The sequence below is a fragment of the Kribbella sp. NPDC026611 genome, from assembly GCF_040638345.1.
Lineage (GTDB): Bacteria > Actinomycetota > Actinomycetes > Propionibacteriales > Kribbellaceae > Kribbella.
The window spans coordinates 899,355-920,568 of the sequence record NZ_JBEZYC010000001.1 but is presented as its reverse complement, the minus strand read 5'-3'; the positions used below and the strand labels follow the sequence as shown (position 1 = coordinate 920,568).

Below are 21,214 nucleotides of genomic sequence, written 5' to 3'. Positions count from 1 at the left end.
GCTCCCCACCCTGCTCCGGAGGTTTCAGCATGCCGTCAGACACGTCCGACATCCTCCAGGCCGAGAAGGACTACCTGAAGAGCTCGCGGGCCGCGCTGGCGGTGATGCGGGAGAAGACGGGGGCGCTGGAGATCCACAGCGCCGACCGGGTGAACCAGGAGTTCCTGCAGGCCGCCATCTTCCGGCGGATGAAGGAGCTCGAGGACGACCCCGACGTACCGCTGTTCTTCGGCCGGCTGGACTACCTGGAGCCGACCGACGAGACGTTCCACATCGGCCGCCGGCACGTGAACGACGCCATGGGCGAGCCACTGGTGGTGGACTGGCGAGCAGACATCTCGGTGCCGTTCTACCGGGCCAGCAAGACCGAGCCGATGGGCGTCGGGGTACGGCGCCGATTCGGCTTCACGCACGGCGAGATGACCGCGTTCGAGGATGAGGACCTGACCGCCGGCGGTGCGGCCGACCAGCACAGCGACATCCTGGACGCCGAGATCGAGCGACCCCGCTCCGGTCCGATGCGCGACATCGTGGCGACCATCCAGCCGGAGCAGGACGTAATCGTCCGCGCAGGCGTCGAGGACACCATCTGCGTGCAGGGAGCGCCCGGCACCGGGAAGACCGCGGTCGGGCTGCACCGGGCGGCGTACCTGCTCTATGCGTACCGCGACCAGCTCAGCCGGGCCGGTGTGCTGGTCGTCGGTCCTAACGCGAGCTTCCTGCGCTACATCGGCGACGTCCTCCCCGCGCTGGGTGAGATCGAGGCCAAGCAGACCACGGTCGAGGAGATGGTCGCGCGGGTGAAGGTGGCCGGGCCGGGACCGGCGCTGGTCGACGTACTCAAGGGCGACGCACGGATGGCCGAGGTACTGCACCGGGCCGTCTGGTCGCATGTCAGGCTGCCCGAGGAGTCACTGGTGGTACCGCGCGGCGCCCACCGCTGGCGAGTGGCGGCGTACCAGGCCGAGGAGCTGATCACCGAGCTGCGCAACCGCGGCATCAGGTACGGCGCCGGCCGCGCGATGCTGCCGCAGCGACTCGCCCACGCCGTACTGCTGCGGATGGAAGCGGCAGGTGACTCCCCCGATGACCGCGTGCAGGACTCGGTCGCGCGCAGCCGTCCGGTGAAGCAGTACGCCGACGCGCTCTGGCCGACTGTCGACCCGGCGAAGCTGCTGTTCCGGCTCTTCACCGACCCCGAGTTTCTGGCCGAGCACGCCGACGGCATCCTCAGTGCCGAGGAGCAGGCGCTGCTGATCTGGGACAAGGTGCCCCGGTCGGCCGGTGCGGCCAAGTGGTCCGTTGCCGACGCCACCCTGATCGACGAGATCGCCGATCTGGTCGACCGGACGCCGTCGCTCGGACACGTGGTGCTGGACGAGGCACAGGACCTGTCAGCCATGCAGCTGCGTGCAGTGGGCCGGCGTTGCTCGACCGGCTCGATGACCGTGCTCGGCGACATCGCCCAGGGCACCACACCATGGGCTACGCCGTCCTGGGACGACGCACTGAAACACCTGGGCAAGTCGGGCGCCCACACCGAGGAGCTGACCGCCGGCTTCCGCGTCCCCGGCCAGGTGATCGAGTACGCCGCTCAGCTGCTGCCGTTGATCGCCCCACACCTCAAGCCGCCGACCGCGGTACGACGAGCCCGTGGTGAGCTCGCCATCACCCGCGTGCCGGACAGCCTGGCCGCCGCGATCGACACCGTGGCCGAGGTGTCCGAGCGGCTCGGCTCGATCGGCCTGATCGTGCCCGACGTGCTCGTACCGTCGACCCGCAAGGCGCTGCAGGCTCAGGGCATCGCCTTCTCGGTGCTGGGAGACGAGGACGACGTCGACGCCCACCTGGACGTCGTACCGGCGTCGCTGGCCAAGGGCCTCGAGTTCGACCACGTCGTACTGGTCGAACCGGCCGGCATCGTGGCGGGTGAGGCCGACGAGCGCACCGGACTCCGCCGGTTGTACGTCTGCCTCACCCGTGCCGTCACGTCACTTGCGGTGCTGCACAGCGAAGACCTGCCTGACGTTCTTCAGGCCGTGAGGTAGATGTCCTCCTCGCGCTCGAGCTCCTCGACCCGCTGCAGGTTGGCGTCTCGCCAGAGCACGCAGACCAGGCCGACGACGACCAGGGAGAGTACGGCGGACAGCAGCGGCAGGTAGGCCACGCCGAGGGTGCTGATGACCAGACCGCCGACCACTGCGGACAGTCCGGCGCCCAGGTAGATCGCTGAGGCGTTGAGGGAGATCAGCAGCCCGCCGCCCAGCTCGAGCAGCAGGTTCTGGATCGGTGGGTTGAACGCCCAGGTGAACATGCCCCAGACGAGCAGGGCGGCACCCGCACCGACCGTCGTGGTCAGGGTGACGTCCAGCGTGCCGACCAGCAGGGTGATGCCGATCATCAGCACGATCAGGGTCCGCAGGCTGCCGAAGCGGTCGGTGACCCGGCCGCCGGCGAAGTTGCCGATCACCGCGCCCACGCCGTACAGCAGGAGCAGGATGCCGGTGATGTTGCCGCTCAGACCAGCGGTGTGCTTGAGCAGCGGCACGATGTAGATGTAGACGCTGAACGCGGAGAGCACGGCGAGGACGGTCAGCGCCAGGATGATCTGCACCCGGCGATCGGTCAGGCCGGAGAAGCGCTCGCGCAGGCTGACGACAGGCGGCGCCTCCAGCTTCGGAAGTGCTCCGCGCTCGACGATTGCGACCAGGACCGTGATGGCGGCGAGCAGCGCGAAGACGCCCTTGTAGCCGAGCGTCGGGCCGAGGAACGTGCCGGCCGGTACGCCGAGGACGAGCGCGAAGGTGAGACCGCTGAACACGATAGCGACGGCTTGCCCGCGTTCCTCCGGGCGTTTCAGCGTGGTGGCGAACAGCGTGGCGGCCGGGGTGTAGACGGCGGCACCGAAGGCCGCGACGATCCGGCCGACGATCAGGACCGAGTAGTCGGTGGCGAGCCCGGCGATGAGGTTGCCGAGCGCGGCGAGAACGAGGGCGGCGATCAGCAGGGTACGGCGCTCCCAGCGGCCGGTCAGCGTCGCCAGGATCGGCGCGCCGACGGCGTACGAGAGGGAGAACGCGGTGGCGAGCTGGCCGGCGGCGGTCAGCGAGACGTGCAGCTCGGAGCTGACGTCGGGCAACACACCGGACACGACGTACGAGCTGGTGCCGACCGCGAACGCACCGGCGCCGAGCAGGTAGATCCGTGCGGACATCAGGGGCCTTCCGGACGAGGATTAGTAATTCGACGGTCATCGTACTACGAAGTTCATCGAACTTCGATAGGCGTCGTACTATGAACTCATGGCCACCAAAGTTCTGCCGCAGCCGGCGCCGGAGGAGATCCGGGTCGAGTCCGTGCTGCAGGCGCTGGGCGAGCCGGTCCGGCTGACGATCGTCCGCGCGCTGGCCGCCAACCCGGCGGGCGTCTGCTGCGGCGAGATCGAGCTGCCCGTCACCGCCTCGACCCGGGCGCACCACCTGAAGATCCTCCGCGAGGCCGGCGTGCTCTCCACGCACACCGACGGCACCAAGCGGATCAGCATCCTGCGCAAGGACGACCTGGAGAGCCTGTACCCGGGCCTGCTCAGCGGCGTCCTCGCCGCCAAGCAGTAACCACCCGCGCACTCCTGGTGAACCCGCGCCGCAACCGCAAGCTCGCGGTGGGGTGATCGTGGGCTGGTTGTAGATGTCGGGCTGGCAGACTGTGGCGGTGGTGGAGTTGCGGGCGCGGTGGGGCGACTTGGTGCCCGGCGCTGCCCGGTTGGCGGACGAGCTGATCGCGCGGTACGTCGAGCGCAACCGGCGCGCGTACCGGGACCACTACCTCGACATCGTCCTCACCGCTTTGGACTCACTGATCCAGCTGTCGACCGATCCGACCAGTGTCCGGCTCGCGGCGTGGTTCCACCGAGCGGTCCACGAGCCCGGCGGTACTCCGGTCGACGACGCCGAGGCCTCGGCCCAGTTGGCGGAACGCCTCCTCCCCCAGTACGCCGTACCGCCGATCCGGATCGCCGAGGTGGCCCGGCTGATCCGGCTGACCGGACGGCTCGCCGCACCACCGCCGGACTCGTACGCACCACCCCGCCGGGACGCGAACGGCGACGTACTGCTCGACGCCGTCAACGCGATCCTCGGCTCCGACCCCAGCCGGTACGTCGTCCACACTGCCGAGGTACGCCGCGACGCCACCGACCGTCGGGCCGCACTGGAGCAGCGGTACGACGAAGTCCGCGAGCTGCTCGACGGCCACCTGTACCGCACCCAGCTGGCCCGTCAGCGGCTCGGACCGATCGCCCGCCTCAACCTGGAGACAGAGCTCGCCGGCCTCGACAGCGAACTGCCCGCACCGTGGCGTGGTTGGCAGCAAGCCGCCCTGTCCGCTACCGCCACCTTCACTGCGATCGCCTCCGCAGTGGCCGCGGTCGCAGCGTCTGGAGCGTCCTGGCAGATCCCGACCGCACAGGACGAAGCCGGCTGGCCGCCTGTCGCATTGGCCATCGTGGCGTTCTTCAGCGCACCCGTGCTGTTCCGGTGTGCGCGTAGGGCGAGTCAGACGGCTCGACTGATCGCAGGTGGAGTTGTTGCGGTCGCCGTGACCGGTCTGCTCATCGCCTGGGCCCAGACCCCACGGACCAGCGCAGTAGTAGGGGTAGGCCTCCGAGTGCCGCTGATGATCTCCGCACTGCTCCTCCTGCTCGTGGCCGGTACCGCCGGACTGACCGCAACGCTGCTGCGCACCCGCACCGCCCGCTACCTTCCGACGCGCAACCTGGGCCAGCAGCTCGCATGGCTCGCAGCGCCGGTCGCTGTCGCGCTTGTCCTCCTGCTGATCGTGCAGCCGCTCTCCCGCAACTACGTGCTCAGCTCCAACGAGCGCGTGGACGGGCCGGCGCGCGAGGCCGGCAAGTCCTCGCCGTCAGTCCTCGACGGCAACGTCGCGTGGGTCAGCAAGTCCGTGGCCGGCTCCGGCGCCGAGGAGGCGATCGGCACCCGTTACGGCATCGCCATCCCCCGCCCGAGCGGCGTCGTGGAGATGCTCGACGCGGCCACCGGCGTACTGCGCTGGCGGTACAGCCGGTCCGACTCCGATGAGAAGCCGGTGATCACGGCGACCGGGAACGGCGAGTACGTGCTCGCCCAGTTCGCCGACGTGGGCTACCTGCTGCTCGACGCGAACACTGGCCGGCGCAAAGCAGCCTGGCCCGGCCGCTCGCGCGACCACTTCATCCAGCAGGCCCAGCCGCTGCTGACCGGCGAACGCTCCGGCAAGCTGCACGGTGTCGACCCGGACGGCCACGAGCGCTGGACCTACGAGCCGGGCGGCTGCACCGACGTCGGCGCGATCTCCACCGCGGAGACAGTGGTCGCGTTCATCAGCCACACCTGCACCGACGAGCCGGACCAGATGGCCGCGCTGGACGCACAGTCCGGCAAGAAGCTGTGGACGAAGACCTCCTCCGACACGTACCGCCGTCCGGTTGTGGTGGCCGGCCTGGTCGTGGTGGCCGAGCCCGGCGGCGACTCCGACGTACCGGTCGCGCTGACCGCGATCGAACCGAGCACGGGCGACATCCGGTGGCGGTGGCCGGTGCCGAAGGCTTGGGCGTGCCGGACCCTGCTCAACGCGGCTGGTAAGTACCTGATCGTCGTGGACTGCCCAGGTCCGAGCACGCTGGAGAACCGCAAGACGGTGGTCACCGCGATCGACGCCAACACCGGACAGACCGCCTGGCAGACGCTGGCCCCGATCAGCCCGCGCATGAAGGTCACAGTCACCGCTGACGGCCGGGTGGTCTCGCTCGGCCAGGGCTCCACCGGCTGCGTCGCCACCGTCATCAACCGCGCCGGCTTCCGTCAGGTGGCACTGCCGACCGGCATCGTCTGCGGCCGCGATCCCCGGGCCATCGGCAACCTGGTGCTGACGTCCGGCTCGGACACGGTCATCGCGCTGCGCTGAGCTGCTCCTGCGCAGACGCGAGCAGCTCCACGATCCGGGTACCGAAGGCGACGTCGACCGGGTGCGACTCTCCGGACTCGGCTGCCACGACCAGCTCCTCCGCAGCAAGGCGCAGTGCGTCAGCCGGAGCAGTCTCGCGCGGTGGCAGGAGCGCCGTACCCGCCTCGCCCCACACGCCGGTCTCGAAGCTACTGCCGGCCGGTGGGGCGGACAGGGTGATGCTGGCCGTACTGGTCGCACCGGACTCATGCGTGAGGACCAGGTGGATCAGACCATCGGCTCCACCTACGGCCGTGAGTTCGCCGATCGGGCCGAGCATCGCGGAGAGGTTCGACAGTGCATGCGGGCCGACGTCCCACAGCGAGCCCCACTGCTCGCGCCGCCACGGCGAGTCGGCCCTCGGGTTGCCCGGCCGGTCCAGCGCGGCCAGCATGCGGCTCCAGCCGCCTTTCCACCCGCCGGTCTCCTCCAGCTCGGCGAAGAACCTGCGCATCGGCGGCTCGAACCGCTGGGTGAGGAACACGACCGACGCGATGCCCTCGTCCGCGACCTCCTCGACCACCGCACGGGCGTCGTCGAGCGAGTCGGCCACCGGTTTGTCGAGCAGCAGGTGCTTCCCGATCGCGGCCGCCTCGAGCGCCATCGCCGCCTGCACCTTCGGCGGTACGGCGAACGCGACCGCGTCGACGGACTCGAGTAACTCGGCGTAGTCGTCGTACCCGGGAACGCCCAGGTCACCCGCGAAGACGGCGGTTTTCTCCGGGTGCCGGCCCCAGACGCCCACCAGCTCGACGCCGTCCGCCGCCGTGAGCCCGGGCCCGTGCGTCCGCACCGCCCACGGTCCCGTCCCCACCAACCCGAACCGCATCGCGCCCTCCAGAGCCCGAACTGTGATCTGTACCGCAATTCCACTGGTGGAATTCGATGCTCGGCGCATCCATCGAACCGGTCAGGTGACGAGCCGATATCGCTTTGGCCACGACCCTATCCGGGAACCCCGGATCGGTCGGTGCAGGCTCCCAACCGGTGCCAGACTCATTGGCCATGGACCTGCGCGACCAGTGGAATCGCCTGCTGCCGCACGCGCAGCCGTTGGGCGACGACCTGCTGGCTCGTTACGCAGAGCAACATCGCTCCTATCACAACCAGTTGCACCTGACCGAGGTCCTGCAGACCATCGACGAGCTGGCCGACTACGCCGAGGACGCGGACACCGTCCGGCTGGCGGCCTGGTTCCACGACGCGATCTACGACCCGCAGGCCGATCCCGGTGAGAACGAAGAGGTCTCGGCCCAGCTGGCCGAGCTCGAGCTGGCGGCGTACGGCGTGGAGCCGGAGCGGGTCGAGGAGATCGGCCGGCTGGTCCGGCTGACCGCCAAGCACGACTGCGCGCCGGACGACCGGAACGGCGCGGTCCTCTGCGACGCCGACCTGCGCATCCTCAGCCTGCCGGCAGCGCGGTACGACGACTACGCCGCCGGTATCCGGCAGGAGTACGGGCACATCGCCGACCGGGACTTTTCCCGCGGCCGGATGTCCTTCCTGCAGAGCCTGAGCGAGACCGACCTGTATGCCACCCCAAGGGGACATGCGGAGTGGGAACGGCAGGCCCGGGACAACCTGGCCCGGGAGGTCGACGCGCTGGGCCCTAGAGCGGCCCGACCGATCGGCGGGCTGATCCCGATCATCTACTTCGGTGCTGCCCTCGGCGCGGTCGTCGCTGCCTCGGTCCTCCTGGGCCGCGGGCTCGGTGCAGCCCCCAAGTGGCCTGCTGTGGCTGACGAGGTCAACGGCTTCCCAGCGTGGACGCCAGTGGCTGGTACTGCGCTGGCGGCCGGGCTGGCCTGCGCCTGGTTCCGACGGGCGCAGCAGCGGCTGCTCACGATCCCGGCGATCGTGTTCGGCGTGGTCGGTGCGGTCGCTATCGGCGTCTGCTGGTGGCGCTGGCCGGCTGCACAGCCCGGCGCGGCGATGTCGGAGCGCTGGCCGTACCTGATGCTCGCTTCGGTGGCTCTGGTGCTTGCCGGCGCGTTGCTGGCGTTGGCCAGGCGCCTCCGGCTCGCACCGCCGTACGCGCAGGCTCCGCCGCGGTTGCTGGGTCTCGGAGCGACCGTGGTTTGCGGTGCGCTGCTGGCTTGGGTCGTGGTGTCGGCTGGTGAGCCGTTCGTACAGGCCCGGCTGGAGACCGCCAACACCGTCAGTACGACGACCACCATCGAGCCGAACCAGCTACCGGTCCAGCTCGACGGGACGCTGGCCTGGAGCCGTGAGGTGCCGGCGACCGGTGCGATTGCCGGTACGGCTGGTGGCGTGGCCGAGCTGCGGTCGGACGGGGTGGTGATGTCCGACGCGACCACTGGTCAGATCCGCTGGCGGTACTCGCGGGCCGACGTACAGGACGCCGCGTCGAGTGGTTCCAAGGGGCTGCTGGTGTCTGCGGACGGGCGGACCATTGCCGCGCACCTGCCCGCGTCGTACCGCGAGCCGGCCGGGATCGACCTGCCGACGTACGCCGTACTGGACGCGAAGACCGGCAACATCCTGACCGAGGTGCACACCGACGGCACCGCGCTGGCTGTCGACGACAACCAGCTGCTGGTGGCCGAGGGGAACTACGTCGTGGCGCACGGCGTGAGCAGTCCGACGCACTGGCGGGCACAGCTGCGGTGCACTGTGACGCAGGGCGAGCTGATCGGCGACCAGGCGGTCGTCGTGGACGCGTGTGGTGGCAGCGGTGCCGTAGTACGGGGGCTGGACACCAAGACCGGCGACCAGAAGTGGGAGGTCGACCTTGCCGGCAAGTTCGACCTGAGCGCCCAGCTCGAGCCGACGACGTGGGTGGGCGACCTGGTCGCCGTACCGGACACGCAGGAGGTGTCGGGGCTCATCTGGACCGGCGCTGCGGGCGGGACGCTGTACCAGTGGGCGGTGGACGTCGGCGAGGGGCGCATCCTCTGGACGACGCCGGTGCCGGGTACGCCGCGGCCGCGGCTCGGCTCGTCGTCGTGTGACGCACAGGTGGCTGCGACGCACGCGTCGCTGGTACTGATCACCTGCCGGAGCGCTACCGACCCAGGACAGGCCCAGACGTACGACGTGTCGTCGGTGAACCCGTCGGACGGGACACCGCAGTGGCACCACTTGTTGGCGGTACCACCGAAGCTGCAGCAGCCGGAGTACCCGCGGGACGGGTTCGGACTGCTGCCGGACGGGCGTGTGGTGACACTCATGCCGCAGCCGAACGGCAGCTGCTCGCCGGTGATGATCGGCACCACCGGTGTCCAGCCGCGACCGATCCTGGCCAGCACCCGGGCCGCCCCGGTCGTCCAGTCCGAGGAAGTCACCTGCAACAAGCCCGCGGTCACGGTCGCCTCCGCCCGCCCCGTCTTCTCCGACGGCACCCGCCTCTTCGCGCTGAACTAGACCCTCGGGAATTACGTTGCCGGGGGCAGCGTTGACCCCTACCGTGATCCGCATGTACCGCGTGGTTTTCTTCGAGCACGACCTGTCAGGCACCGGCCTGACGGGCGCTCCCACGTGGGCTGCTTCAGTCGATTGCACCGGCGCGCGACGCTGACCCTCCTCCTGCTCAGCAGGACCCGCGGAGGAGGGTGGCCCGCACCGGCCCCCTCCGCGTGGTGACAGCGCCGCGAGGGCTTGCCGGAGGGTCCTGGCTCGTCAATCCTCTGAACAGCAAGGAAAAACTCATGGCCAAGAGCCAGTTCGTGCGGACCAAGCCGCACCTCAACATCGGCACGATGGGACACGTCGACCACGGCAAGACGACCCTGACCGCCGCGATCACCAAGGTGCTCGCCGAGCGCGACCCGAGCGTCAACCGCTTCGTCGCGTTCGACGGGATCGACCGCGCGCCGGAGGAGATCCAGCGCGGGATCACGATCAACATCTCGCACGTCGAGTACGAGACCGCGACCCGCCACTACGCGCACGTCGACATGCCCGGGCACGCCGACTACGTGAAGAACATGATCACCGGCGCCGCGCAGGTCGACGCCGCGATCCTGGTCGTCTCCGCGCAGGACGGCGCCATGCCGCAGACGCGCGAGCATGTGCTGCTCGCGCGCCGGGTGGGTGTGCCGTACCTGGTGGTCGCGCTGAACAAGGCGGACACCGTCGACGACCCCGAGCTGCTCGACCTGGTCGAGCTGGAGGTTCGCGAGCTCCTGTCGGAGTACGGCTTCCCGGGTGACGACGTACCGGTCGTGCGGGTCTCCGGACTTCGCGCGCTCGAGGGTGACCCGGCCTGGACAGCCGCGATCGGTGAGCTGCTCGACGCGGTCGACAGCTACGTGCCGGTGCCGGACCGGGAGCTCGGGCAGCCGTTCCTGATGCCGATCGAGAACGTGTACACGATCAGTGGACGCGGGACGGTCGTCACGGGTGCGGTCGAGCGCGGTTCGCTCAAGCTCGGGGACGCGGTCGAGGTCGTCGGCCTCGGTCCGACCGTCGTGAGTACGGCGATCGGTCTGGAGACGTTCGGCAAGTCGCTGGAGTCTGCGGACGCGGGCGACAACGCGGCGGTGCTGCTGCGGGGCATCAAGCGCGACGAGGTACGTCGCGGCCAGGTCGTCGCGCTGCCGGGCAGTGTGCGGCCGCACCGGAAGTTCCGGGCCACGCTGCACGCGCTGTCCACGGCCGAGGGCGGTCGGCACACCCCCTTCGCCGCGGACTACCGCCCGCAGTTCTACTTCCGCACCACGGACGTCTCCGGCGGCATCGACCTGGGCGACCTCGCCCTGGTCGTCCCCGGCGACACCATCGAGCTGACGGTCACCCTGGAGAAGCCCATCGCCATGAACACCGGCCTCGGCTTTGCCGTCCGCGAAGGCGGCCACACCGTAGCCGCCGGCACGGTCACCGAACTGCTCGACTGAACAGCGGCCCCCGACCTAACCTGTCGGGGGCCGTTTTCATTGGTAGCTGATCCGGTGCCGTCCACCGGACGCGTGCTGGACGGCCAGGTCGAGCTCGTGCAGCGAAACAACGAGCGTCTCGGGCATCACCTCGATGCCAGTCGATCCGGTCAGCCTGGACATCCGGCAGACCGGGTCTGCCGGCTCGTTCACCCCGAGCGTGCAGCCCGGCCCTGGGGTGACGGTCAGGCAGGCCGTGCCGCGGGCGCCGGTCCAGAAACGTAGTCCCTGCAGGGTGTCCCAGGTGTACGTCGTACCGGCCAGCGGATCCCCTCCGGCCAGCCAGAGACCTCTGGTGGTGACTCGGATGGCGACCGGCGGCGTCGCCCAGGCCTCGGCCCAGTCCGCTGGGCGGCCGTCACCGCGAAGGCCGACGACCACTCCGCCGACGCTGAGCGTCAGCAGCGCCAGCATGACGAGACCGAGGACGACCGCCGCAGCAGGCTCGCTCCACACCGTCGCCAAGAGGCCGATAGTTGCCACGAGCAGGAAGAGGGTCAGGGCGCCGAACGCCACCGCCGCGAACCGGTACGTCGTACGTTGGGCCTTCCGCCGTCGGGACAGCGCGGCCGCATTGAACGGTACGTCGAGGATCACACCGGTCACGTCCGGAATGGTTCCACCTGGTCGGGTCAGGTGCCCTTGCGGTGGCGGAGACCTGCGGCGATCAGGCGGCGGACGAGTTCGCGGCTGGGGACGGGGGTGGCGCCGGCTTTGATGAGGTCTTCGTAGCGGTCGCTGGGGACGTCGTAGTGGTCGCGGTCGAAGCCTCGGGTGGGGATGTTGTTGGCCTTGGCGAAGGCGTGCAGCTCTTCGAGGGACTCGTCGCTGACGAGGTGGGACCAGACTCGGTCCCAGGCCGGCCAGGCGGGCGGGTCGATGAGGATCATCCCGCGTCCTGGGTGCCTTCGCGGGCGTCCTGGGCGTCGAGGAGGTTGCGCCAGGCGCGGACGAAGCGGGAGTTGACGTACGCCTTCGTCCACGAGCCGTCCTGACGCACCGACGAGCCGACGTGGAAGCGCCGTACGCCGGCCTGGTACAGCCACGGCACGTGCTCCGCCTGCAGCCCACCGCCGGCCATCATCACGCCAGCGATCGCCGGGTCGTCCTTGGCCAGCCTGCACAGGTCGTCGAGGCCGTGGCTCACACCGATCGACGAGCCGGCGGTCAGCACGCAGTCCAGACCGGGTAGTGCTTTGAGAGCCCGCCAGGCCGACCGCTGCTCGAGTACGGCGTCGATCGCGCGGTGGAACGTCCACGGCGTACCCGCGAACGTGCTGACCAGTGCCGCCACCGACTCCGTGTCCACCACGTTGTCCGGCGTGAGGAACCCGAGCACGAACCCGTCCGCGCCGGCCGCCAGATAGGACTGCGCGGTCGCGGTCATCCGGTTCAGCTCGGCGCCGTTGGTGGTGAACGAGTCGGACAGCCGCAGCATCACCCGCAACGGCAGGTCGGTCACCCGCCGGATCGCACTGACCGTCGACACCGACGGTGACAGCCCGTCCGCCTCCATCGCCGCGCACAGCTCGAGCCGATCGGCCCCACCCTCCTGCGCCGCCTCCGCATCCGCCGGATGCAACGCGATGACCTCCAGCAGCGAACCCATGGGCACTATCTTCCCTCACTCTTCCTTCACTGCCGGATATTTGGTGTTGCACTCGCCGTCGAGCTTCTGTATCGTTTTTCTAGAACGATCTAGTAGAACGATGCAGAGAAGGTGGTGAGAACGATGGCAGGGGTCACACTGAAGACCGTGGCGAAGGCCGTGGGCGTCTCGCCGTCGACCGTCTCCAACGCGTACAACAAGCCCGACCAGCTCTCCGCGGCACTGCGCGAGCGCATCATGGCAACCGCCCAGGAGCTCGGGTACGCCGGACCTGACGCGTCGGCGCGCGCCCTGCGCAGCGGGAAGGCCGGGGCGATCGGGGTGCTGTTCACCGACAAGCTGGCGTACGCCTTCTCGGACCCCTACGCGGTCGGCTTCCTGGCCGGTCTGGCGGAGGTCGCGGAGGAGTTCACCACCAGCCTGCTGCTGATGCCGCTGAGCTCGACCGACATCGCCGGCGGCAGCAACGCGGTCCAGCAAGCCGCAATCGACGGCGCCGCGATCTTCTGCGTACCGGGCGACCACCCCGGCCTCGAGATTCTCGCCAACCGGGGGATCCCGGCGGTCTCCACCGACCGCGGCGACCACCCGGACCTGTCCTGGGTCGCGATCGACGAGGTCGAGGCGGCCTCCAAGCTGGGCGAGCACCTGGCCCGGCTCGGTCACCGCGAGGTCGTCGTACTGGTCGACAACGCGCAGGCCGCCGGTGGCCGGCCGGTGGAGCTCACGCTGGACGAGGTCGGGTACACCGACTGTGAGCTGCGGATCCGCGGCCTGCAGAAGTCGATGCCGGACGCCCGGCTGCGCATCGTGTCCGGCGGGCACAACGCGTTCGCTTCCGGGGTGAAGGGCGCGGAGTACGTGCTCGACTCGCAGGACCGGCCCACCGCGATCGTCGGGCTGAGCGACGTCCAGGCACTCGGCGCGATGGAGGCGATGAAGGTCCGCGGACTGACACCAGGACGCGATCTGACCGTCTGCGGCTTCGACGACATCCCCGCGGCGGCGACCGCCGGACTGACGACGGTCCGCCAACCGATCAAGGACAAGGGTCGCGCGGTCGGTCGCGTGCTGCTCGACCCCGCCACCACCGAACGCCAACTACTGATGCCGACCGAGCTCGTCGTCCGCTCGAGCAGCGGGCCCGCGCCCAAGCACTGACAACTCCACTCACCAACCGTCCAGGACCGTCCGGTCCCTGGGTTACTACCGCACGCTCTCAGGAGGGAGCAGCACCATGACGTACTTCATCGCCGGCAACACCGCAGTAGAGAACGCCCGCACCCTGTCCCAGTCAGCCCTCCCCAACGCTCCCCAGCAACTGGACGAGGAGCCGCCCCCCCGCACGTTCGCCCTCCGGACCCGCTTCAGCGCCGTACTCCGGTCTGCTGCCGAACGCGAACTGCGCCTGGCCAACCGCCTAGACCCAACCTGCACCGCCAGCTAACCCCAAACCCCACGTCCGCATCGGGCGTGGGGTTTGTACGTCTGACGCAGGCGCCCGTGGGAAGTCGAGCCCACGCGCCCTCCGCGGCCGCTACGTTCGTCGCTGCGCTCCTCACCGCACCCGCTCCAGGCGGCTCCCACCCACCCCCGGCTTAACGCCGTACCTGCCGGCTGGCGCCGGCGAACTGCTCGCTACCGCTCGCGTGCGACCACCGGAAGCTGGTGCCGCCAACTGCTCCTACCCGCGCGAACCGCACACGCGCCAGCGTGCTGCTCGCTGCCGCTCGCGGGTACTACCGGGGGTGGTGACGCGACTGGTGCTACCCCGAGCGAACCGCACATGCGCCGGCTTAGCGCCGTACCAACCGCCCACCGCCGGTGAGCTGCTCGCTGCCGCTCGCGGGCGACTACCGAAGCGTTGTGAGGCCGACCGACGCTGCCCGAGCAGACTGCTGACGCGTCGGCTCGCGTGCTCCTCCGTCGCCCGCTTCCGGCCCTTTCTGAGAGCAGATCGCTGGGCCGACCGCCTGCTTGAACTCGCCGGACAGTCGAACGCTGCTATGCCCCGCGTGTGTTGCTCGCTTGCCTAGGTGAGATGGCCGAGGGGGGCGACTGTGATGCCGGCTCTTTCGCAGACCCAGTGGGGGTTTGGGCCTAGTTCTGGTTCTATGCGGAGCTCGTGGTCGTGGAGGTCGTCGCAGGCGGTGCAGCGGGGCCAGCGGACTCCGGAGTCGACGAGGCGGTCTTGGACATCCTGAGCGACCAGACCGGCGATGTGTTCGGCTCCGTCCGGCCACTGGTCCAGCCACCACTGTCGACCGGCCACGGCGTCCTCCAGCAACGACACCATCACCGCGTCGTCGAATCCCCGCGCGGCCAGGTCGTGCAGGACCATGGCTCGCGCAGTCAGCAACACCCCTGGCTCACTCATCGTCCTTCAGAGTGCCAGACAACACCGACAAAACCCCATCCACAGGTCGGCTCGCGCGTCAGGATGCTTCGAGCACGAAGAAGATGAAGCTGATGAACCGTCTGCGGTCCTTCAGCTCCTCCGGTAGCAGTTCGCTGGGCGTGTCGGGGTCGATCGGCGGCTCACTGATGGACGAGATCCGGAAACCCGCCGCCGTGAAGGCGTCGCTCATCGCCTGCAGCGGGCGGTGCCAGTTCGTGTAGACGACTGTGCGTCCGGCGTGCTCGGCGTCGTACGAGAACTCGACGACGTCGAAGTACTCGCCGTCGGGGTTCAGCGCCTTGTAGAGGAGCGGGTGGTTCACCGACAGGATGAGGCGTCCGCCCGGTTTCAGTACCCGGCGGAGTTCGGCGAGCGGCTCGGTCCAGTCCTCCAGGTAGTGCAGGACAAGTGAGGCGACGACGTCATCGAACGCGGCGTCGCCGTACGGGAGCGGCTTGGCCAGGTCGCCAACGGCCAGGTCGGCGTCCTCGCCCAACCGTCGGCGGGCCAGCTCGATCATCGCCGCGCTGAGGTCGAAACCGGTCATGATCGCGCCCCTGTCACGCAGCGCCGCCGACAGCGGCCCGGCACCACAGCCGACGTCGAGAATGCGCCGACCGGCCACGTCACCAGCAAGGTTGAGCATCGCCGGCCGTTCGTAGTGGCCGTTGAGCAGGTTGCCCTCGTTGTCCGCGGCGTACGCCTCGGCGAACTCGTCGTAATCCATCTTCGGCACCGAGCACTCCTTCGGGTCGGCAGGTACGCACCCGTTGGTGCGACTGGTCAACCACCCGATCACGACAGCGGGTCAGCTGCTGCCGGACTCACAGAAAGCTGGCCGACTGACTAGTCGGTTGCGGCCTGGACGGCGCTGAGGATGCTCGACAGGCTGGCCGGGTGCGCCAGCGTCAGGTCTGCGAGCTCACTGGGCCGGAACCAGCGAAGGTCGTCATGCTCGTCGGGCGCGGCGTTGACAGGTTCCCCATCCCAGCGCGTGACGAGGAACGCCTGCATGTCGAGGGTCGGGTCGCTGATCGTCATGGGGAAGGGCCGAGGGTCGTGGACGTGGACCTTGAGTTCCTCGAGGCATTCCCGGCTGACGGCCTGGTGAGGCAGCTCGCCCGACTCGACATGACCGCCGACGAGATCCCAGCAGTCGGGATACCACCGACGCGACGGATGCCGATGCACCAGAAGCACAAGACCGTCCCGCACAAGCGCAGCGACGGAGATCGGAATCGGGGCGGCCATCACGACACCCTAGTTGCGAACCCACGCTCATGCCGCACCATCCCGTGAGCGCGGCGGTTAGGGTCACGCCGTGACGTTCGAGTTCGATCTTGTCGCAGGAGGCAGCGAGCTTCGGTTCACAGAGCGCGGATTCGAGCAGATTCGATTCCTCTTGTCGGAGTTTCAGCCGGCCACGCGCGTAACCGTGGAAGGCGAGCCTCCGACCCGGATCAGAGTGCAGGCTCAAGGCCGGCCCACGATCATGGCCCCAGGGCTGCTGGCCCAGGTCGAGAAACTCGCCGGCACGACGCTGCGGTTCGAGCTGCGCACCTGACTCGCGGCGATTGCCTATGCCACGATCTTGTGCCTTCTCGCTCCTAACTCGTCGCGGTGCAACACGTCGGGAGGCCAGTTCGAGGCCCTGACATGACGGGAGGGAGACTGCTTCTGAGGACGCGGCGCGAGCGGAATTCCAGGGTGCCGCGTGTTGCCGGACCACGTGCGGCGAGTGAGTGGCGCGCTCCAACTGGCCGGAGGTCAGGTCGTCGTCGACTCACGTCCTGTTCTGGAAATTGCTTGATTCCGCTGGCTGCGGAGTCATGACATTTCCCGAACACTCGCCGGAAGGCCGAGTTCGCGTCGAAGCCCCACCGGGCCCCGATCGGTCCCAGTACGGCGGCCTCCCCCCAGCGAAACACCCGAAGCGCACCCGGAGCGGTCCCGCGGGTTAAGGAACGCAGCGACTAGAGCGGTTGCGTACTGCCCGCAGCTCGACAGCGCGGGAGCACCGGCGTAGCGGGCGACGAAGGAGCTCGCGGAGCCGGCGCGTCTGCGGTCTGCTCGGGTGGTAGCCGTCGGCCTCACCACGCTCCGGTAATCGCCCGCGAGCGGCAGCGAGCAGTTCGCCGGCGCCAGCCGGCAAGTGCGGCGTTAAGCCGGGGGTGGGTGGGAGCGCCTGGAGTGGGCGCGGTGAGGAGCGCAGCGACGAACGTAGCGGCCGCGGAGGCGCGTGGGCTGCAGGTCCCCGGGAGCACCGGCGTAGCGGGCGACGGAGGAGCTCGCGGAGCCGGCGCGTCAGCAGTCCGGGCGGGTCGCAGGAGTCGGCCTCACCACGCTCCGGTAGTCGCCCGCGAGCGGCAGCGAGCAATTCGCCGGCGGCAGCCGGCAGAGTACGGCGCTAAGCCGGGGGTGGGTGGGAGCGCGCGGAGTGGGCGCGGTGAGGAGCGCAGCGACGAACGTAGCAGCCGCGGAGGGCGCGTGGGCTCGACTTCCCGCGGGCGCGTGGGCTCGACTCAGGGAGATACCTGATTGCGCTACATGTAGACAGCCTACTATTGTCTGTCTACATGAAGTCTTTGTGGGTGTTGCGGGTGGTGGCGGTGGTGCATGCCGTGGCGATCTGTCTGCAGCCGGTGTTCATGGGGATCTACCTCGACGGGACGCCGGCCGGGCTCGGGATGCATGAGACCACCGGGTTGAGCCTGGTGTTCGTCGGGTTGACCCAGTTGCTGGTGGCAACGGTTTGGTGGCGGTCCGGGGGCCGGGTCGCGGGGCCACTGGTCAGCCTGATTGTCACCACGGCCGAGGTGTTCCAGGCCGTCTTCGGTTACAGCCGAAGCCTCGCGATTCACATCCCGCTCGGGATCACGCTCGTCGGTACCACGATCGGCTTCGCGCTCTGGACGACACGCCAGCGCCCCACGCCCAAACGCCGTACCAAGAAGCGTCGTACCAAGGAAGAGGCGGTGACCGCATGACCGCGACCACCGAGGAGCAGCAGACCGTACGGCGACCACGCGCAAGCCTCATCGGTCTGCGTATCACCGGCGTGCTCCACACAGCACTCGTGATCGCGCAGCCGATTGCCGCCGGCTACTTCCTGGCCGGCAACGTCGACGCGATGACGAATGTCCACGGTCCGATCGGTGGGTCGATCTGGATGGTCGGGTTGCTCCAGACCGTCGTCGCCGCCGTCTACTGGCTCGTCGGCCGCGGCCGCGCCTGGCCGACGCTCGTCTCGGCCGGTCTGGTGATCGCGGAGTTCGTCCAGCTCACCTACGGCTACCAGCAGAACTTCGCCGTTCATGTACCCCTCGGCGTGGCCATCGTGCTCACCATCATCTGGTTCACGATCTGGTCGTTCCGTCCGACCGCCCGCCTGACTCGCCAGGAGGCCAAGCGATGAAGATCTCCCGCAGAGCAGTCCTGGCCGCCACCGGAGGCGTCGCGCTCCTCACCGCCTGCGGCGAAGAAGCGAAACCGGCGCAAGCCGGCGAACTCCTCCGCAGCAAGGCGCCGCTCCCCCAGCCGTTCCAGGTCCCGCTCCCGATCCCCCCGGTCAAGAAGCCGGTCCGCTCAGACGCGACAGCCGACTACTACCGCGTCGTGCAGCGCAAGGCGAGCCTGGAGATCCTCCCCGGCCTCAAGACCGAGGTGATGGGGTACGACGGGCTTCTGCCCGGCCCCACCTTCGACGTACGCAGCGGCCGCACCACCGTCATCGAACAGGTCAACGAGCTCGACGTCTCAACCGTCGTACACCTGCACGGCGGCCACACGCCCGCTCCGAGCGACGGCTGGCCACTGGACCTGCTCATGCCCCTGCAGGGGGGCCACGGCGAGCACCATATGGGCACCGGCGACATGAAGATGGGCAGCCGCACCTACACCTATCCCAACACCCAGCGCGCAGCCATGCTCTGGTACCACGACCACACGATGGACTACACCGCCCCACAGCTCTACCGAGGCCTGTTCGGCGTCCACCTCATCCGCGACGAGGAAGAGGCGAAGCTCCCGCTCCCCGACGGCGACCGCGAGCTCCCGCTGGTCATCGCGGACCGTGCGTTCAACGCCGACGGCTCGTTCCTCTACCCAGTCGCCAAGGACGGCCACGGCGTCGAGACGAAGTACATGGAAGGCGTTATCGCCGATGTGACGCTGGTGAACGGCGCTCCGTGGCCCGTGCACGAGGTGGACGCCGTCCGCTATCGCCTGCGCATCCTCAACGCCAGCAACGCACGCCGCTACGGGCTGGCCTTCGACAAGGGACCGGCCAAGTTCGTCCAGATCGGTAGCGACGGTGGGTTGCTGGCCGCGCCGGTCGAGCACGACACGTTGGCGATCGCGCCGGCCGAGCGGTTCGACGTGATCGTGGACTTCTCCAAGTACCAGGTCGGCGATGAGGTCACAGTGGTCAACAAGCTCGACAACAACGCCAACGTGATGCGGTTCAAGGTGGCCCGGAAGGCGAACGACGAGAGCAGCATCCCGGCGAAGCTCTCGTCGTACGCCGTCCTCCCACGGCCGACCGGGGTCGTCAAGCGGACCTGGCGGTTCCGCCGCGGCACCGCCGGGGACCACCAGGGCTGGACGATCAACGGCAAGGCCTTCGACCCCAACGTCATGCAGGCGCAGGTGAAGCTGGACCAGCCCGAGATCTGGACCTTCGTCACCGACGTCCATCACCCGGTGCACGTGCACCTCGCGCCGTTCCAGGTACTCAGCCGCGGCGGCAAGGAGAAGCCCGGCGACTACGACCAGGGCTGGAAGGACACGGTCGACATCAGACCCGCCGAGGTGGTCGAGGTGCTGGTCAGATTCACCGCCCACAAGGGCAAGTACCTGATCCACTGCCACAACCTCGAGCACGAGGACATGGCCATGATGGCCGCGTTCGAAACGATCTAAGCGGTACGGCGCAACCGGACGGCGAGCGCCACGGTCCAGCCCCAGCCGACCACCACGGCCAGCCGCTGGAACAGACCACCGACCGCGACCAGTCCCGCAGTCTGGTTGAAACCCGCGCTGGCCAGGAAGAAGCAGGCAACAAATACCATTGCGCTGAGCAACGAATAGACGAACCACCGACGACCGGCACCGCGGGACAGGACGACCTGGGCAGCCGCCAGCGCCAGGAACCCCGGCAACGAGAAGCCGTCGTGCAGCGCGCCGGACGTGGTGTAGTCGACGACCGCCGGCGTACCGAGCGGGAAGCCGCTGACTGGGTCAGTCGTGAACAGACCCGCACCGAGCAGCGCAACTCCCCACACCCCAAGGAGTACGGCGCCGGCCCGGAAGCCGGACCGCCATACGCCGGCGGCGAAGGCGAGGGAGAGCACGCCGGCGACGAGGAAGTTCACGACCTGGATCCAGCCGTTGGCGCCGAGTTCGAGTGAGCTCACGGGATGGCGGAGGGCGTCGTACCCCGAGCCTTTGAAGACGCCTTCGAGGAGGAAGACGACGACGAACAGGGGTCCCGCGACCAGACCACAGGCGACCAAGCGACTGGTCCGCGTGGCGCGGTCGGCCACGGTGGTCATCAGTGGATCCCTTGCGCGAGTGCCTCGAGCGCTCGGTCGCGCAGTGCGAGACGGTCTACACCGGCCGTCTTCAGGGCGCGGGCGACGCGGCTGCGGTCGGAGTCCAGGATGCCGATCAGCAAGCGGGTCGGGCCGATCCGGCCGACGCTCTGCTTCGGCGGTGCGTCCAAGGCTCGGCGGAGGATCGTGATCGCGGACTCGCCGACCTTCGGCGTCCGGCCGTGATCTGGAGTTGCCGTGGGCAACAGTCCGATCTTGACCGCGATACCGGCGACGGCCAGGCTCTGCTCCCACTCCTGGTCCAGCGCCGCGCGGATCGCGTCGACGGTCAGGCCGGCCTCGGCCAGCATCCGGGCCGCTGGGGTGTCGGTCGCGGCCAGCGCAAGCAGCACGTGCTCCGCTTCGACCGTCCGGGATCCGTCCCGCCGGGCCTCGTCTCGCGCCTCGTGCACGAGCAACGTGCGCAGGTCCTTCAGTTCGGTCGACATCAACGCCTCCTCAGGGCAACGCCGGCGGCGACCAGCCGCCGGGCATGTTTCTTGTGCACGGCCTGCCGGGTGACCCCCAGCACCTCGGCCACGTCGGACCAGCTCCAGCCGGCCCGCATCGCGCGCTCCACCTCGCTGTCCTCCAGGCGGTCGGCCAGCCGGCGCAGCGCCACAACCGCAGCCAGCCCGGCCGCGGGGTCCTCGGGATCCACCAACTCCGTCATATAAGCAACTTAGGTTGACACTGCCAGTTTGTCAACCAAAGTTGCTAC

22 protein-coding genes are annotated in these 21,214 nt (G+C 69.1%); 11 read left to right on the top strand and 11 right to left on the bottom strand.

The window, feature by feature from the left end:
* Nucleotides 1-29 precede the first annotated feature (29 nt).
* A complete protein-coding gene (locus tag AB0E69_RS04615; RefSeq protein WP_360139452.1) occupies nt 30-2,048 on the top strand; it encodes an AAA family ATPase in 2,019 nt (672 codons plus the stop codon).
* Here the strand turns inward: AB0E69_RS04615 and AB0E69_RS04610 are convergent.
* Nucleotides 2,033-3,214, bottom strand: a complete 1,182-nt coding sequence (locus tag AB0E69_RS04610; RefSeq protein ID WP_360139450.1) for an MFS transporter — start codon at nt 3,212-3,214, stop codon at nt 2,033-2,035. The two genes, AB0E69_RS04615 and AB0E69_RS04610, sit on opposite strands and share 16 nt — an antisense overlap.
* A gap of 88 nt (nt 3,215-3,302) precedes the next feature.
* On the opposite strand from AB0E69_RS04610, the gene AB0E69_RS04605 reads away from it, so the two are divergent.
* On the top strand, nt 3,303-3,614 hold the full coding sequence (locus AB0E69_RS04605; protein WP_360139447.1) for a helix-turn-helix domain-containing protein: 312 nt from the start codon (nt 3,303-3,305) through the stop codon (nt 3,612-3,614).
* A gap of 97 nt (nt 3,615-3,711) precedes the next feature.
* A complete protein-coding gene (locus AB0E69_RS04600) occupies nt 3,712-5,961 on the top strand; it encodes a PQQ-binding-like beta-propeller repeat protein (RefSeq protein WP_360139444.1) in 2,250 nt (749 codons plus the stop codon).
* On the opposite strand, the gene AB0E69_RS04595 is transcribed toward AB0E69_RS04600, so the two are convergent.
* The gene (locus AB0E69_RS04595) at nt 5,945-6,829 is read right to left on the bottom strand and encodes a Gfo/Idh/MocA family oxidoreductase (protein ID WP_360139441.1); all 885 of its coding nucleotides are present in this window, start codon (nt 6,827-6,829) and stop codon (nt 5,945-5,947) included. The genes AB0E69_RS04600 and AB0E69_RS04595 overlap by 17 nt on opposite strands.
* Nucleotides 6,830-7,005: 176 nt before the next feature.
* On the opposite strand from AB0E69_RS04595, the gene AB0E69_RS04590 reads away from it, so the two are divergent.
* Together AB0E69_RS04590 and tuf are read left to right on the top strand one after the other, a co-directional pair.
* Nucleotides 7,006-9,384, top strand: a complete 2,379-nt coding sequence (locus AB0E69_RS04590) for a hypothetical protein (RefSeq protein WP_360139438.1) — start codon at nt 7,006-7,008, stop codon at nt 9,382-9,384.
* Nucleotides 9,385-9,668: 284 nt separating this feature from the next.
* Nucleotides 9,669-10,856, top strand: coding sequence for an elongation factor Tu (tuf, locus tag AB0E69_RS04585; protein ID WP_360139435.1), 1,188 nt, complete (start codon nt 9,669-9,671; stop codon nt 10,854-10,856).
* 36 nt (nt 10,857-10,892) lie between these two features.
* Here the strand turns inward: tuf and AB0E69_RS04580 are convergent, their stop codons facing one another.
* The 3 genes from AB0E69_RS04580 to AB0E69_RS04570 are packed head-to-tail and all read right to left on the bottom strand — an operon-like array spanning nt 10,893 to nt 12,504.
* Nucleotides 10,893-11,501, bottom strand: a complete 609-nt coding sequence (locus tag AB0E69_RS04580; RefSeq protein ID WP_360139432.1) for a hypothetical protein — start codon at nt 11,499-11,501, stop codon at nt 10,893-10,895.
* Nucleotides 11,502-11,527: 26 nt separating this feature from the next.
* Nucleotides 11,528-11,785: a DUF4031 domain-containing protein gene (locus tag AB0E69_RS04575; RefSeq protein WP_360139429.1), complete on the bottom strand. Its 258-nt coding sequence runs from the start codon at nt 11,783-11,785 to the stop codon at nt 11,528-11,530.
* Nucleotides 11,782-12,504 carry a copper homeostasis protein CutC gene (locus tag AB0E69_RS04570; RefSeq protein WP_360139426.1) on the bottom strand — a complete coding sequence of 241 codons (723 nt, stop codon included), beginning with the start codon at nt 12,502-12,504 and terminating at the stop codon, nt 11,782-11,784. Before AB0E69_RS04570 ends, AB0E69_RS04575 begins: the two co-directional genes overlap by 4 nt.
* A gap of 123 nt (nt 12,505-12,627) precedes the next feature.
* On the opposite strand from AB0E69_RS04570, the gene AB0E69_RS04565 reads away from it, so the two are divergent.
* Together AB0E69_RS04565 and AB0E69_RS04560 are read left to right on the top strand one after the other, a co-directional pair.
* Nucleotides 12,628-13,665, top strand: coding sequence for a LacI family DNA-binding transcriptional regulator (locus AB0E69_RS04565; RefSeq protein ID WP_360139423.1), 1,038 nt, complete (start codon nt 12,628-12,630; stop codon nt 13,663-13,665).
* A 76-nt stretch (nt 13,666-13,741) separates the two neighbouring features.
* The gene (locus AB0E69_RS04560) at nt 13,742-13,951 is read left to right on the top strand and encodes a hypothetical protein (RefSeq protein ID WP_360139421.1); all 210 of its coding nucleotides are present in this window, start codon (nt 13,742-13,744) and stop codon (nt 13,949-13,951) included.
* Between the two features lie 585 nt (nt 13,952-14,536).
* On the opposite strand, the gene AB0E69_RS04555 is transcribed toward AB0E69_RS04560, so the two are convergent.
* The 3 genes from AB0E69_RS04555 to AB0E69_RS04545 all read right to left on the bottom strand — a co-directional run bounded on the left by AB0E69_RS04555 (nt 14,537) and on the right by AB0E69_RS04545 (nt 16,153).
* A complete protein-coding gene (locus tag AB0E69_RS04555) occupies nt 14,537-14,881 on the bottom strand; it encodes a hypothetical protein (protein WP_360139418.1) in 345 nt (114 codons plus the stop codon).
* A gap of 58 nt (nt 14,882-14,939) precedes the next feature.
* Entirely contained in the window at nt 14,940-15,629 is a 690-nt protein-coding gene (locus AB0E69_RS04550; protein WP_360140396.1) for a class I SAM-dependent methyltransferase, read from the bottom strand.
* Nucleotides 15,630-15,748: 119 nt separating this feature from the next.
* The gene (locus AB0E69_RS04545) at nt 15,749-16,153 is read right to left on the bottom strand and encodes an NUDIX domain-containing protein (protein ID WP_360139415.1); all 405 of its coding nucleotides are present in this window, start codon (nt 16,151-16,153) and stop codon (nt 15,749-15,751) included.
* Nucleotides 16,154-16,223: 70 nt separating this feature from the next.
* Between AB0E69_RS04545 and AB0E69_RS04540 the strand changes: the two genes are divergently transcribed.
* From AB0E69_RS04540 to AB0E69_RS04525, 4 genes are all read left to right on the top strand, one after another.
* Nucleotides 16,224-16,466, top strand: coding sequence for a hypothetical protein (locus AB0E69_RS04540; protein WP_360139412.1), 243 nt, complete (start codon nt 16,224-16,226; stop codon nt 16,464-16,466).
* 1,012 nt (nt 16,467-17,478) lie between these two features.
* Entirely contained in the window at nt 17,479-17,889 is a 411-nt protein-coding gene (locus AB0E69_RS04535; protein WP_360139409.1) for a hypothetical protein, read from the top strand.
* On the top strand, nt 17,886-18,317 hold the full coding sequence (locus tag AB0E69_RS04530; protein ID WP_360139406.1) for a hypothetical protein: 432 nt from the start codon (nt 17,886-17,888) through the stop codon (nt 18,315-18,317). Before AB0E69_RS04535 ends, AB0E69_RS04530 begins: the two co-directional genes overlap by 4 nt.
* Complete coding sequence (locus AB0E69_RS04525; RefSeq protein WP_360139403.1) at nt 18,314-19,822, top strand: multicopper oxidase domain-containing protein; 1,509 nt, start codon at nt 18,314-18,316, stop codon at nt 19,820-19,822. The genes AB0E69_RS04530 and AB0E69_RS04525 overlap by 4 nt, the downstream gene beginning before the upstream one ends.
* On the opposite strand, the gene AB0E69_RS04520 is transcribed toward AB0E69_RS04525, so the two are convergent.
* The 3 genes from AB0E69_RS04520 to AB0E69_RS04510 are packed head-to-tail and all read right to left on the bottom strand — an operon-like array spanning nt 19,819 to nt 21,166.
* Nucleotides 19,819-20,454, bottom strand: coding sequence for a DUF998 domain-containing protein (locus AB0E69_RS04520; protein ID WP_360139400.1), 636 nt, complete (start codon nt 20,452-20,454; stop codon nt 19,819-19,821). The two genes, AB0E69_RS04525 and AB0E69_RS04520, sit on opposite strands and share 4 nt — an antisense overlap.
* The gene (locus AB0E69_RS04515) at nt 20,454-20,942 is read right to left on the bottom strand and encodes a Clp protease N-terminal domain-containing protein (RefSeq protein WP_360139397.1); all 489 of its coding nucleotides are present in this window, start codon (nt 20,940-20,942) and stop codon (nt 20,454-20,456) included. Before AB0E69_RS04515 ends, AB0E69_RS04520 begins: the two co-directional genes overlap by 1 nt.
* A complete protein-coding gene (locus AB0E69_RS04510; protein WP_360139394.1) occupies nt 20,942-21,166 on the bottom strand; it encodes a hypothetical protein in 225 nt (74 codons plus the stop codon). The genes AB0E69_RS04515 and AB0E69_RS04510 overlap by 1 nt, the downstream gene beginning before the upstream one ends.
* Between the last annotated feature and the right edge of the window lie 48 nt (nt 21,167-21,214).

Coding starts and splice junctions, on each gene's coding strand:
- AB0E69_RS04615 (WP_360139452.1), top strand. CDS start 30: ATGCCGTCAGACACGTCCGACATCCTCCAGGCCGAGAAGGACTACCTG.
- AB0E69_RS04565 (WP_360139423.1), top strand. CDS start 12,628: ATGGCAGGGGTCACACTGAAGACCGTGGCGAAGGCCGTGGGCGTCTCG.
- AB0E69_RS04595 (WP_360139441.1), bottom strand. CDS start 6,829: ATGCGGTTCGGGTTGGTGGGGACGGGACCGTGGGCGGTGCGGACGCAC.
- AB0E69_RS04545 (WP_360139415.1), bottom strand. CDS start 16,153: ATGGCCGCCCCGATTCCGATCTCCGTCGCTGCGCTTGTGCGGGACGGT.
- AB0E69_RS04520 (WP_360139400.1), bottom strand. CDS start 20,454: ATGACCACCGTGGCCGACCGCGCCACGCGGACCAGTCGCTTGGTCGCC.
- AB0E69_RS04570 (WP_360139426.1), bottom strand. CDS start 12,504: ATGGGTTCGCTGCTGGAGGTCATCGCGTTGCATCCGGCGGATGCGGAG.
- AB0E69_RS04590 (WP_360139438.1), top strand. CDS start 7,006: ATGGACCTGCGCGACCAGTGGAATCGCCTGCTGCCGCACGCGCAGCCG.
- AB0E69_RS04535 (WP_360139409.1), top strand. CDS start 17,479: ATGAAGTCTTTGTGGGTGTTGCGGGTGGTGGCGGTGGTGCATGCCGTG.
- AB0E69_RS04575 (WP_360139429.1), bottom strand. CDS start 11,785: ATGATCCTCATCGACCCGCCCGCCTGGCCGGCCTGGGACCGAGTCTGG.
- AB0E69_RS04560 (WP_360139421.1), top strand. CDS start 13,742: ATGACGTACTTCATCGCCGGCAACACCGCAGTAGAGAACGCCCGCACC.
- AB0E69_RS04555 (WP_360139418.1), bottom strand. CDS start 14,881: ATGAGTGAGCCAGGGGTGTTGCTGACTGCGCGAGCCATGGTCCTGCAC.
- AB0E69_RS04515 (WP_360139397.1), bottom strand. CDS start 20,942: ATGTCGACCGAACTGAAGGACCTGCGCACGTTGCTCGTGCACGAGGCG.
- AB0E69_RS04550 (WP_360140396.1), bottom strand. CDS start 15,629: ATGGATTACGACGAGTTCGCCGAGGCGTACGCCGCGGACAACGAGGGC.
- AB0E69_RS04610 (WP_360139450.1), bottom strand. CDS start 3,214: ATGTCCGCACGGATCTACCTGCTCGGCGCCGGTGCGTTCGCGGTCGGC.
- AB0E69_RS04525 (WP_360139403.1), top strand. CDS start 18,314: ATGAAGATCTCCCGCAGAGCAGTCCTGGCCGCCACCGGAGGCGTCGCG.
- AB0E69_RS04510 (WP_360139394.1), bottom strand. CDS start 21,166: ATGACGGAGTTGGTGGATCCCGAGGACCCCGCGGCCGGGCTGGCTGCG.
- tuf (WP_360139435.1), top strand. CDS start 9,669: ATGGCCAAGAGCCAGTTCGTGCGGACCAAGCCGCACCTCAACATCGGC.
- AB0E69_RS04605 (WP_360139447.1), top strand. CDS start 3,303: ATGGCCACCAAAGTTCTGCCGCAGCCGGCGCCGGAGGAGATCCGGGTC.
- AB0E69_RS04530 (WP_360139406.1), top strand. CDS start 17,886: ATGACCGCGACCACCGAGGAGCAGCAGACCGTACGGCGACCACGCGCA.